15 protein-coding genes and 1 pseudogene are annotated in these 10632 nt (G+C 63.1%); 11 read left to right on the top strand and 5 right to left on the bottom strand.

The genetic code is table 11. The annotated features are described in order from the left end of the window. On the bottom strand, window positions 1–222 hold a 222-nt coding region (locus MOV75_RS42685; RefSeq protein WP_309486944.1), incomplete at its 3' end, for a hypothetical protein. 5 nt (window positions 223–227) lie between these two features. Next, window positions 228–449, bottom strand: a complete 222-nt coding sequence (locus MOV75_RS14545; protein WP_246924719.1) for a cysteine rich repeat-containing protein — start codon at window positions 447–449, stop codon at window positions 228–230. 40 nt (window positions 450–489) lie between these two features. Here MOV75_RS14545 and MOV75_RS14540 point away from each other — a divergent pair, with 40 nt between their 5' ends. After that, a complete protein-coding gene (locus tag MOV75_RS14540) occupies window positions 490–1260 on the top strand; it encodes an exodeoxyribonuclease III (RefSeq protein ID WP_246924717.1) in 771 nt (256 codons plus the stop codon). Window positions 1261–1398: 138 nt separating this feature from the next. Here the strand turns inward: MOV75_RS14540 and MOV75_RS14535 are convergent, their stop codons facing one another. The 3 genes from MOV75_RS14535 to MOV75_RS14525 form a co-directional block, all read right to left on the bottom strand. Next, complete coding sequence (locus MOV75_RS14535) at window positions 1399–2217, bottom strand: DUF4886 domain-containing protein (RefSeq protein WP_246924715.1); 819 nt, start codon at window positions 2215–2217, stop codon at window positions 1399–1401. A gap of 91 nt (window positions 2218–2308) precedes the next feature. Beyond that, window positions 2309–2677 (bottom strand): GFA family protein, encoded by a 369-nt coding sequence (locus tag MOV75_RS14530; RefSeq protein ID WP_246924713.1) that lies wholly within the window; start codon window positions 2675–2677, stop codon window positions 2309–2311. 203 nt (window positions 2678–2880) lie between these two features. Continuing rightward, on the bottom strand, window positions 2881–3657 hold the full coding sequence (locus MOV75_RS14525) for a potassium channel family protein (RefSeq protein ID WP_246924711.1): 777 nt from the start codon (window positions 3655–3657) through the stop codon (window positions 2881–2883). 135 nt (window positions 3658–3792) lie between these two features. On the opposite strand from MOV75_RS14525, the gene MOV75_RS14520 reads away from it, so the two are divergent. The 10 genes and pseudogenes from MOV75_RS14520 to MOV75_RS14475 form a co-directional block, all read left to right on the top strand. Beyond that, on the top strand, window positions 3793–4014 hold the full coding sequence (locus tag MOV75_RS14520) for a hypothetical protein (protein WP_246924709.1): 222 nt from the start codon (window positions 3793–3795) through the stop codon (window positions 4012–4014). Between the two features lie 78 nt (window positions 4015–4092). Further along, window positions 4093–4386, top strand: a complete 294-nt coding sequence (locus MOV75_RS14515) for a hypothetical protein (RefSeq protein ID WP_247006057.1) — start codon at window positions 4093–4095, stop codon at window positions 4384–4386. 405 nt (window positions 4387–4791) lie between these two features. Next, window positions 4792–5532: a FadR/GntR family transcriptional regulator gene (locus MOV75_RS14510; protein WP_246924704.1), complete on the top strand. Its 741-nt coding sequence runs from the start codon at window positions 4792–4794 to the stop codon at window positions 5530–5532. Between the two features lie 51 nt (window positions 5533–5583). Next, window positions 5584–6486: pseudogene (locus tag MOV75_RS14505) on the top strand (NAD(P)-dependent oxidoreductase); the annotation flags it as partial. Window positions 6487–6496: 10 nt separating this feature from the next. Further along, entirely contained in the window at window positions 6497–7180 is a 684-nt protein-coding gene (locus tag MOV75_RS14500) for an amino acid ABC transporter permease (RefSeq protein WP_247006053.1), read from the top strand. A gap of 7 nt (window positions 7181–7187) precedes the next feature. Continuing rightward, window positions 7188–7856 (top strand): amino acid ABC transporter permease, encoded by a 669-nt coding sequence (locus MOV75_RS14495; protein WP_247006051.1) that lies wholly within the window; start codon window positions 7188–7190, stop codon window positions 7854–7856. A gap of 1 nt (window position 7857) precedes the next feature. Then, entirely contained in the window at window positions 7858–8616 is a 759-nt protein-coding gene (locus MOV75_RS14490) for an amino acid ABC transporter ATP-binding protein (RefSeq protein WP_246924721.1), read from the top strand. A 19-nt stretch (window positions 8617–8635) separates the two neighbouring features. Further along, window positions 8636–9430, top strand: coding sequence for a transporter substrate-binding domain-containing protein (locus MOV75_RS14485; protein WP_246924697.1), 795 nt, complete (start codon window positions 8636–8638; stop codon window positions 9428–9430). 63 nt (window positions 9431–9493) lie between these two features. Continuing rightward, window positions 9494–9940 carry a ribose 5-phosphate isomerase B gene (gene rpiB / locus MOV75_RS14480; RefSeq protein ID WP_246924695.1) on the top strand — a complete coding sequence of 149 codons (447 nt, stop codon included), beginning with the start codon at window positions 9494–9496 and terminating at the stop codon, window positions 9938–9940. A 10-nt stretch (window positions 9941–9950) separates the two neighbouring features. Then, window positions 9951–10632, top strand: a 682-nt coding sequence (locus tag MOV75_RS14475) for a PfkB family carbohydrate kinase (protein ID WP_247006050.1), incomplete at its 3' end; no start/stop codon positions are given.

Below are 10632 nucleotides of genomic sequence, written 5' to 3'. Positions count from 1 at the left end.
GCTCTTGGCCTCGATGATGCGGTTCTCGATCTGGTCGCTCATGCCGAGGCCGTGGCGGCCGCCGATCGCATTGGCTTCCAGGAACAGCGCGACAGGATCGGGGAAGGTCTGCCAATGCGCCGCGCGTCGCGGCGTAGTGCGCTGCAGAGCCGGGGCCCATTTCTCAACATTGCGTCGTGCCGCCTTCTGGGTCCCGGCTCGCGCTACGCGCGTCCGGGACACGAGACTTATTTCTTCTTCCGGCCGTCCAGCGCCGTCTTGCAGGTCGCGCTGAGCTGGTCGCGCTTGTCGTTGAGGCAGGCAATGACCTTGCCGCCGCCGGGCGCGATGCCGGCGCAGAATTTGTCGTAATCTGCCTTGCACGCACCGCGCGGGTCGGACGATTGTGCCGACGCGAGCCCGGAGAACGCGACAGCGACGACGATAGCGGCAAAGTTCAACTTGGACATTGTATCTCCGGGTACGGAAGGCAGGAGCCGGTAGCTCTACATGAAGATCGCGACATTCAACATCAACAACATCAACCGCCGCCTGCCCAATCTCTTGGCATGGCTGCGCGCGGCGAAGCCCGATGTCGTCGCGCTTCAGGAATTGAAGGCAAGTGATGGCGAATTTCCGGCGGCCGCGATCGAAAAGGCCGGCTATGGCGCGGTGTGGTGTGGACAGAAGACCTGGAACGGGGTCGCCATCCTCGCCCGCAAGGCCGAGCCCGTTCTCACCCGCGACCGCTTGCCTGGACGGGCCGGTGATCACGAAGCCCGCTACATCGAGGCCGCCGTGCGCGGCATCATCGTGACCAGCATCTATCTGCCCAACGGCAATCCGCAGCCCGGACCGAAATTCGACTACAAGCTCGACTGGTTCGCGCGGCTCAGGCGCCACGCCAAGAGCTTCATCAAGCAGGATCTGCCAGTGGTGCTCGCGGGCGACTACAACGTCGCGCCGACGCCGATCGACATCTATCCGACGCGCTCATGGGACAAGGATGCACTGATCCAGCCGAAGAGCCGCGCGGCCTTTGCCTCACTGGTCGAACAAGGCTGGTGCGACGCGATCCGCGAGCTGCATCCGGCGCAGCGCATCTACACCTTCTGGGACTACAAGCGAAACCGCTGGCCGCGCGATGCGGGCCTGCGGCTCGATCATGTCCTGCTCAGCCCCGCCCTTGCCTCACGCCTCGTCAAAGCCGGCGTCGACAGAGACCTCCGCGGCGAGGACGGTGCCAGCGACCACGCGCCAGCGTGGGTGGTGTTGAAATAAACGAGGTGCCGTAGGGGCCGTAGGGTGGGCAAAGCGAAGCGTGCCCACCAAATTCGCTTACAGCGACAGATCGTGGGCACAGCGCAAGTGCGCCTTTGCCCACCCTACGCGCTAATCCACCCTACAGATCGCGCCGGATCACCGCCCGTAATATTCCTGCACCGTATCCCACGCCGCCTTCTGCAGCAGCTGCGTCGTCCCTGCGTCCAACCCGATGATGGCATAGGCATTGTCGACCGGCGAACGACCCGTCAGCGCGGCGAACGTCACGCATGCTGCGAGATACGTGCCCGCTGGACTCGGATGTCGCTTGTCCGGCGCGTAGAGATTGAGCTCCGGCTGGAGCTTGCGCACGCGCGCGAAGGCAAGTCCCGCTGGAATGACCAGCGCATCATTGGCATTGCCGGCGACCGTATAAGCTTCGGCCAGTTGCTCCGTCATCTCCGGTTTGTCGGCATAGGCCCAGGACATAAAAAACACCGGCCGCATGCCGTGGGCGCCGACGATCTCGCTGTCTTTCTTGGCGAAGGTCGTGAACGCGTCCTTCAATTGCGGATGGATCGGACATTGGCTGCAATCCATCATCACGACGGCGTCGTACTGCCGGCCAGGCTTGTTGAAGATGACGTTGTTCTGCTCGTCGAAGGAATAGGCGCCGAGGCCGCCCGGCCGCAGCAGATTGTCCATGTCGTGCCAATCGAGGCCGGAGCCACCGATGGTCACCATGGTGTTGCGATACACCGCCTTGTTGGCGGGATCGGCAGCCCGCTCCATGAAGGTGAGATGCCCGGGCATGCCGTTGTTATAGTAAAAGAAGCTGTTGCCGACGAACAGCGCGGCCTTGGGGAAATCCGGTCCGAGCGAAGTCACCTTCGGCTTCGTCTGCGCCTGGACATTGAAGCAGGCCGCAACGGCCAGACACATTGCGAACATCACTCGCGCAACGAGACGCATCATGGCATCCTCCCCTTTTTCCAAGGTCGGAACCAGATCAGCTTTTCAAAACAGCCTCAAGAGAGCACGAACGTGCAGCAGACATGCGCCCGGCTCACCACAGATTCCTGCCGTCGATGACGTTGACCGGCACGGCCTCCAGATCGAAATTGTCGAATAGGCGCGCATTCACGGCGACCTTGGGATTGTCGAAGTCGGGCTTGCCGGTCGACCAGTCCGGCGACTCCGAATAGGTGCCGCAGCCGCAATTCGCGCAGAAATGATGTTTGACGGTGCGGCTGCCCCAGAGATAGGTCGCGTCGTTGTCCGCAGGCGACAGCAGGCGGAACTGCGCCGGCGTGTAATAGGCCCACAGCGCGCCGCGCTTGGCGCAGAGCGTACAGGTGCAACGCGTCACGCTCGAAGGCGCCTCCGTCACCTCGAACACCGTCTCACCGCAATGACAGCTTGCCTCGATCGGCATGACCTACTCCCCGTTTGTCGAGTGATGGTCGTAGCCGGCCCCTGCTGCCAACATGCTGTCAGTAGCGGTGAGCATCGACAAGAATCGTGAAAACAACCCCATGCACAGTAGGCGCCCCCTGTCCGATCAATGACTTACAGGTCCCCCCGAACTTCCGATCCTCATCGAAGAGGTTCGCCGCCCTCGGGAGCAGCGAGAGCCCTTCAGGTCGCCCCTTCATCGGGAATGTTGAGAACGGTGCCACAGGCCTTGCAATGCACGGCGTCGGCATCGTGCCTCTGGAGCCCGCATGTGGGACACGGAAATCGCACCTTGTTGGGGCTGAGGAGTGCGCGGGCGAGATTGAAGAACAATGTGACGCCGAAAATCATGATCACGACTGTGATGAGACGACCAAGCGTGCCCGGCAGGGTGATGTCACCAAAGCCGGTCGTCGTCAGCGCCGTGACCGTGAAATAAAGCGCATCGGCATAATTCCGGATCTGTTCGTTGCGAAATTTCTGGGTCTCGTAAACGATCCCGGTCATGACGAATATGAAAACGGCGAGGTTCGTGACGGCGAAGATGACCTCTTCGTTGCGACGAAAGAACGGAGAATCGATGCGGAGCCTCACCAGCATCTGATAGTCGCGAAGCAGCCCCAACGTTCGCAGGATCCGGAGAAAGCCGCCCGCCTCGCCGGCTAGCGGTGCCAGGAAGGACACGATCGCAACCATGTCGGCCCACGTCGCGGGTTGAGTAAATTTTCGAAAGGGATGCCGATCGACGAGGAGCCGTGCCGAGAAATCAGCAAGTAGCGTTACGCCGAACAAGACATCGAGCGTCTCAACGATCTCGCTGGGCTGCAGGAAGGAGGTGGCGATGATGAACAGCACCGTCACGATATCGAAGGCGAGCAGAGCGTAGCGGAAGCGGACGCCGCTCGGCGTGGCGCCCTCGTAAAGGCGGCGGACGTTGCTTCTGAGAGACGCGAGGGTCACTGAATCATGATCGCGGTTTGCATGGATGATTGCAACTCGGACAGCGCGCCGCAAGATCGGACCAAGTCCTGCCACCCTCTGGCTGGAATAGGAACGCAGAACACGACGCGGCGTTCAGCTCTCTTTTGGGGGCTAATGCTCAACCCCGAGGAATGCCGGAAGCTCGCCGAGCAATATCGCGCGCGCACCAACGATGGAAGATCGGCGCCCCGCCTCGTCAATGTCCTTCTCAGCGTTTCCAATGCCTATCTCGCTCTGGCGGGCCAGCTGGAGCTCCTCGCGTCCGTAGAACGTCAGGGGAGCGCGAGGATGGCCGGTCGGGATTATGCCCTGAAGGCAACGAGCCAGCATCGCTGAGGGCAAACAGCCCTGGAATGTTGGCTGCCTCTCATTGACACGTTGATACAACTTGAGAGAGCATCTGGCGTTTTATTCATGCTTTTGGAGAATGCCAAGATGACTACTATCCACATGGACTCGTCCGTTAGCCAGACCATCACCCGCGCAGTTATGAACGGAGGAGTTCTGAATTGCACCAAGGCCAGCGACAAGGACGTTTACTCTCATTCGATATGGGCGACAGAGAGCAATATTCGGCAATTCACGATGCATGAAGGCGACAGTATCGTAGTTCCGCCCGGCTCAACTCTCACCGTCTGGATATTCCGAAAGCAGCCCGGACAATCGACCTGGAAGATGGAATTCGAACTCAAAGAAAAAGCCGCCTGAGGCTTTTCGCAGTGTCTACCGCTCTCGCAAGCCGCGAGAGCGGTAAGTCGTCGTGTCGAGAATGAACGTCTTCGTCGAGTAAGTGCTGCCGAGATCGGCGTGGAGATTCGAGCTCCGCCAACCAGCTTGCCGCGAGCGCCGCCTCGATGCCGCCGCCGACAACTGAGCCGCGATCATGCCGATGGCTCCTCGCAGAGCTGAGCGCAGGTGCGGACTGGTGATGTCGGTCGATGCGGCCATAGCGCACCGCCACCGGTGGTCCAGGGCGGGACCTGCGGCGTAGCAGACCCACGCCTTGAGAACCAAGCAACCGCAATTTTCCGACCGGGTTGGCAGCCGGGCCTCTTGACCCGCGTGGCTTGGTAAGCATACTGGTCTGACCAAAATCAGACCAAAGAGACAGGGATGGAACTCAGGCGGTCCACCGACGGCGAAAAAGGGTTCGAGAAGGTGTTCGCCTTCCTGCGCGAGCGCCTGCTTGCAGGCTCGCTGAAGCCGGGCGACCGCCTGATCTCGGAACGCGAACTCGCTACCCTGCTCGGCGTCAGCCGGCCGATCGTCCGCGAAGCGCTGCGCGCCCTTACCGTGCTCGGCATCGTCGAGATCCGCGACCGCATCGGCACGGTGGTCACGCGGCCTGACGTCTCGGTGCTGAACGACTTCTTCACCTTCGCGCTGGCCCAGCAGGCGGACATGCTCGACGACGTCATGCAGGCGCGCGTCGCGATCGAATGCCAGGCGATCCGGCTCGCCTGCGAGCGCGCCAACATTGCCGATTTCGAACGGCTGCAGCGCGCGCTGGCGAAGATCGGGGAGACGATCGACGAGGCAGATGCGGGCGGCATGGCCGACTTCGACTTCCATCGCGCCATCGTGGTTGCCTCGCATTCGGAGACGCTGACGGTCCTGCACGGTTCGTTGGCGGGCCTGTTGACGCATTCGCACCGCAGCCGCCGCGAGCTGGTGCAGGCCTTCCCGTCGATGAAGACCTATCTGATCGACGATCACCGGCGCATCTTCGAAGCGGTCGTTGCGCGCGATCCGGAGCGCGCGGATGCGACGCTACGCAAGCATTTTGCCATCGGCGACGAATACCGCAGACGCGCCGTCGTCGGCGACATCGACAAGTCCAGCGCCTCGGGCTGATCGCAGACTGCCAATCGCTCAAGAAGCCGATCAAACAAGAAACGGACTGATGACATGGGACGGAACGACAAGGGCAATGTCGGCTTCATCGGCATCGGCACGATGGGCCGGGAGATGGTGCGCAATCTGCTGGTGGCCGGCCACGCGGTCCGCGTCTTCGATCTAAACGAAGCCGCCCTGGCCGATAGCATCAGGGAAGGCGCGACGCGTGCCGAGAGCCCCGCCGATGCCGCGCGAGGCGCCGATATCGTCATCACCATGCTGCCCGATACGCCCCATGTCGAGGCGACCATTTACGGCGAGCACGGCCTCCTGAAATCCCCGCCTCCCGGCAAGCTCATCGTCGACATGAGCACGATCTCGCCGGTTGCCGTTCGCCGCATCCATGGCGACCTGCAAAAAGCCAGTGTCGGCTTCATCGACGCGCCGGTCTCCGGCGGCCCCGTGGGCGCCAAGAACGCTGCGCTCTCAATCATGGCCGGCGGCGATGCCGACGCCTTTGCCCAGGCCGAGCCGTTCTTCCGTGCGATGGGCACGACCATCACGCATGTCGGCGCGTCCGGCGCCGGCCAGACCGTCAAGCTCTGCAATCAGCTGATCTGCGGCATCAACATCCAGGCGATCTGCGAAGCGCTCGCGCTCGGCCGTGCCTCGGGCCTCGATCTCAATCTGCTGCGCCGCGTGCTGCTCGGTGGCTCCGCCGCCTCCTGGATGCTCGACAAGCTCGGCCCCGCGATGATCGCGGGCGACGTCTCGGCCGGCTTCCGCATCGATCTGCAGCTCAAGGACCTCCGCCTCGTGCAGGAGCACGCGCAGGCGCTGAGCGTGCCGCTCCCCGGCACCGCGCTTGTCACCAGCCAATATGTCGATGCGCGCGCACATGGCGAAGGCAGCAACGGCAACCAGGCCCTGTTCCGCGTGTACGACCGCATGACCAACCAGGTAACCGGCTGAGCCGACGGCAATGAGCCTCCAACTCGACTTTCCCGCAGTGCTGGAGCGCTGGCCGAATTTCCTGGCCGGCGCCGTCCTCACGCTGGAGCTTGCGGCCTTCGCGACGGTGCTCGGCGCCCTGCTCGGCACGCTCGCGGCGGTCGGGCGCGGCACACACAATTCGCTGATCGCGGGCGCCTGCAAGGCCTATGTCGAGACCATCCGCAACACGCCGCTGCTGGTGCAGATCTTCCTGGTCTATTTCGGTCTCGCCAGCCTCGGCTTGAAATTCTCCGCCTTTGCCGTGGCGGTGGCCGCGCTGACGATCAATGTCGGCGCCTACACCGCCGAGATCATGCGCGCGGGTTTCGAGGCGATCCCGCGCGGACAGATCGAGGCGGCCGAAGGGCTGGCGCTGTCGCGCCTCCAGATCTACTGGCACATCATCCTGCTGCCGGCGATCGAGAAGGTCTATCCGGCGCTGACCAGCCAGTTCGTGCTGCTGATGCTGGCCTCCTCAGTCTGCTCGCAGATCTCGGCGGAAGAGCTCACCGCGGTCGCCAACTACATCCAGTCGGACACTTATCGGGCGTTCGAGACCTACATCATCGCCGCCGTGCTCTACGTCATCCTGTCGCTGGTGATGCGCGCGGGCTTCTGGGGCCTCGGCCTCGTGCTGTTTCCGCGCCGTCGCCGGCTCGGCACGCCGTTGTGAGATGACCATGGGCGGACATCTCAACATCAACCATCTGATGTTTTTGGGCCAGGGCGCGCTGTGGACCATTGGCCTGTCGATGATCGCGCTGATCGGCGGCGGCATCGTCGGCTTCGTGATCGCGCTCGCGCGGATCTCGCCGCTCAAATCCGTGCGGATCGCCAGTGCCGTCTATGTCCAGCTCATCCAGGGCACGCCGCTGCTCGTCATCCTGTTCCTCGGCTATTTTGGCCTTGCCGCGATCGGCCTCAAGGTCTCGCCGCTCGCTGCCGCCGGCGCCTCGCTGACGCTCTATGTCGCCGCCTATCTCGGCGAGATCTGGCGCGGCTGCATCCAGTCCGTGCCGAAGCCGCAATGGGAGGCCGCCGAGGGCCTCGCGCTGAGCCGGACGCAGCGCATGACGAAGGTGATCCTGCCGCAGGCGATCCGCATCGCGACGCCGCCGACCGTCGGCTTCATGGTGCAGATCATCAAGAACACCTCGCTGGCCTCCGTCGTCGGCTTCGTCGAGCTGATGCGCTCCGGCCAGATCGTCAACAACTCGCTGTTCGAGCCATTCGCCATCTACGCCATCATCGCCGTGACCTATTTCGCCATGTGCTATCCGCTGTCGCTGTTCAGCCAGAGACTGGAACGGCGGATGGGACGTGGCAGATCCAAGCTGGCGCCAGCCTGACATGCAGCAGAACGCACCCTCCTCCGAACCGATCGTATCGCTCCACAACGTGCAGAAGAGCTTCGGCCCGCTCCGTGTGCTCGACGGCGTCTCGTTTGCCGTCGAACGCGGCGAGGTGCTGGCACTGATCGGCCGCTCCGGTTCCGGCAAGAGCACGGCACTGCGCTGCATCGACCGCTTCGAGAAGGTCGACGGCGGCGAGATCGTCGTCTGCGGGCACCGTGTCGACCGTCCGGATGTGAACTTGCGCGCGCTGCGCCAGGATGTCGGCATCGTGTTCCAGAGCTACAATCTGTTTCCGCACCTCACGATCGAGCAGAACATCACGCTGGCCCCCTGCGCCGTGAAGGGCATCTCCGGCTCGCAGGCCAAGGACCTCGCGCGAAAAGTGCTGGCGCAGGTCGGGCTCGAGGAGAAGCTGCATGCCTATCCCGAACAGCTCTCCGGCGGCCAGCAGCAGCGCGCCGCGATCGCGCGCTCGCTGGCGATGCAGCCGAAAGTCATGCTGTTCGACGAGGTCACCTCCGCGCTCGACCCCGAACTCACCGGAGAAGTGCTGAAGGTGATCGAGCAATTGGCAGCCGATGGAATGACCATGGTGATGGTCACACACGAGATGGGCTTCGCCAGGGGCATCGCCGACCGGATCGTCTTCATGCATCGCGGCAAGGTCCACGAGACCGGGCCTGCCTCGATCCTGACGTCGCCGACGACGCCAGAGCTCACCCAATTCGTGGGTACTGGAAACTTAAAATCATAACAGGAGAGGAGAACTAGGGATGAGCAACAAGACATTGCTGGGGACAGCGGCCGCACTGTGCTGTTTCCTCATGGTGGCCGCCACGCCGGCATCGGCCGACCTGCTCGACGACATCATGAAAGCGAAGAAGATCCGCATTTCGACCGACCTCGCCATCCCGCCCTCGGGCATGATGGACAGCAGCATGAAGCCGACCGGCTCCGACGTCGAAGTGGCCCAGCTGCTCGCCAAGGACTGGGGGCTCGAGCTCGAGTTCATCCAGACCACGGGCGCGACCCGCATTCCCAATGTCCTGACCGGCAAGGCCGACATCATCATCTCCACCCTGTCGGTGACGCCTGAGCGCGCCAAGGTGATCGACTTCACCAAGCGCTACGCAACGCTTCAATCCGACATCGGTTGCCTGAAATCGCTCAACGTCAAGGACTGGCCTGACCTGAAGGACAAGGCGATCGGCGTCTCGCGTGGCACCACGCAGGACACAACCCTGTCCAATATGAAGGACAAGGAGCTGAAGATCGCCCGCTATGACGACGACGCTACGGAAGTGACGGCGGCCGTCTCCGGCCAGGTCGATTGTGTCGGCACCTCGGCGACGATCATCAACCAGATCGGTGTCAAGAATCCGGCCCGCGTCTTCGAGTCCAAAATTCCGCTGGCGACGTTCGACCTCGCCATCGGCCTCAAGAAGGGCGAGCAGCCTTTGATGGACAAGCTCAACGCCTGGATTACCGAGAACGTCAAAAACGGCAAGCTCAACGCAATCTACAAGAAATTCCACGGGGTCGAGCTGCCGCCCGACATGCGTAGCTGAACCAAGAGCCGTGACAGCCGCACGCGGCTGTCACGGTCAATGCAAGATCAAGAAGGACACCACATGCGTCTCGTCATCGGATCCGACCACGCCGGCTGGCCACTCAAGCAGACTGTCATCGATCACATCCGCAAGCTCGGCCACGACATCATCGACGTCGGCTCCTATGACGACAGGCCGGTGGATTTCCCCGACATCGCGCGGGCCGTGGCGCAGAAGGTCACCTCGGGCGAAGCCGCACGCGGCATCATGGTGTGCGGCACCGGCGTCGGCGCCTCGATCGCCGCCAACAAGATGAAGGGCATCCGCGCCGCGGTCTGCCACGACGTCCATTCCGCCCATCAGAGCGTCGAGCATGACGACGTCAACGTCATGTGCATCGGCGCGCAGATCGTCGGCGCCTGGCTCGCGGTGGATCTGGTCTCGTCCTACCTCTCCGCCGAATTTTCCACCGACGAGGATTTCCGCCGCCGCGTCGAGAAGCTGCGCGTCATGGACGAACAAGGCTGACGGGCTCTCCATGATCCTGGTGTTCGGGTCGCTCAACATCGATCTGGTCGCAGAGGTCCCGATCATTCCGGGTCCTGGCCGGACGGTGCTCGCGCCGTCCTACCAGACGCATTTCGGCGGCAAGGGCGCCAATCAGGCCGTCGCCGCCGCGCGGATCGCGGGACCTAAACGCGTGCGCATGGCGGGCCGCGTCGGCCGGGACGGATTTGGTGACAGCGCGATCGAGAACCTCCGGGCCAATGGCGTCGACGCCGATCTCGTCATCAGGACCGACGAGCCGACCGGCTGTGCGTTCATCACGGTCGATCAAGCCGGAGAGAACGCAATCACGGTGGCGAGCGGAGCCAACATGACTGCGAGCGCCGGAGATCTTGCGGCCGAGCTGCTCCATTCCGGCATCGTGCTGGTGCTTCAGATGGAAGTGCCCTTTGCGCAGGCGCTGGAAGCTGCGCGCAGAGCCGCATCGGCCTCCGGCACCGTGATCTGGAATCTCGCGCCCGTGCCGGACAAGATGACCCGGGAGATGGTGACGGCGCTTCTCGCCGTCACCGATTATCTCCTGGTCAACGAGCACGAGGCGCTCGACGCGGCCGCCGCCATCGGCCTCGCTTTCGCCGACTACGAAGCTGCAGCCGCCGGGCTTGCCGGAGCGGGCAACCTCACCTGCATCGTTACTGCCGGTGCGCAAGGCG

Origin of the sequence: Bradyrhizobium sp. PRIMUS42, assembly GCF_023006515.1 — a bacterium.
In the GTDB taxonomy this organism is placed as follows: Bacteria; Pseudomonadota; Alphaproteobacteria; order Rhizobiales; family Xanthobacteraceae; genus Bradyrhizobium.
The sequence above is the reverse complement of the archived record's forward strand: the minus strand, read 5'-3'. Positions and strand labels throughout refer to the sequence as shown.

What these genes read in the sequence shown, in the direction of transcription:
- MOV75_RS14545 (WP_246924719.1), bottom strand. Translation starts at nt 449, where the DNA reads ATGTCCAAGTTGAACTTTGCCGCTATCGTCGTCGCTGTCGCGTTCTCC.
- MOV75_RS14540 (WP_246924717.1), top strand. Translation starts at nt 490, where the DNA reads ATGAAGATCGCGACATTCAACATCAACAACATCAACCGCCGCCTGCCC.
- MOV75_RS14535 (WP_246924715.1), bottom strand. Translation starts at nt 2,217, where the DNA reads ATGATGCGTCTCGTTGCGCGAGTGATGTTCGCAATGTGTCTGGCCGTT.
- MOV75_RS14530 (WP_246924713.1), bottom strand. Translation starts at nt 2,677, where the DNA reads ATGCCGATCGAGGCAAGCTGTCATTGCGGTGAGACGGTGTTCGAGGTG.
- MOV75_RS14520 (WP_246924709.1), top strand. Translation starts at nt 3,793, where the DNA reads ATGCTCAACCCCGAGGAATGCCGGAAGCTCGCCGAGCAATATCGCGCG.
- MOV75_RS14515 (WP_247006057.1), top strand. Translation starts at nt 4,093, where the DNA reads ATGCTTTTGGAGAATGCCAAGATGACTACTATCCACATGGACTCGTCC.
- MOV75_RS14510 (WP_246924704.1), top strand. Translation starts at nt 4,792, where the DNA reads ATGGAACTCAGGCGGTCCACCGACGGCGAAAAAGGGTTCGAGAAGGTG.
- MOV75_RS14500 (WP_247006053.1), top strand. Translation starts at nt 6,497, where the DNA reads ATGAGCCTCCAACTCGACTTTCCCGCAGTGCTGGAGCGCTGGCCGAAT.
- MOV75_RS14495 (WP_247006051.1), top strand. Translation starts at nt 7,188, where the DNA reads ATGGGCGGACATCTCAACATCAACCATCTGATGTTTTTGGGCCAGGGC.
- MOV75_RS14490 (WP_246924721.1), top strand. Translation starts at nt 7,858, where the DNA reads ATGCAGCAGAACGCACCCTCCTCCGAACCGATCGTATCGCTCCACAAC.
- MOV75_RS14485 (WP_246924697.1), top strand. Translation starts at nt 8,636, where the DNA reads ATGAGCAACAAGACATTGCTGGGGACAGCGGCCGCACTGTGCTGTTTC.
- rpiB (WP_246924695.1), top strand. Translation starts at nt 9,494, where the DNA reads ATGCGTCTCGTCATCGGATCCGACCACGCCGGCTGGCCACTCAAGCAG.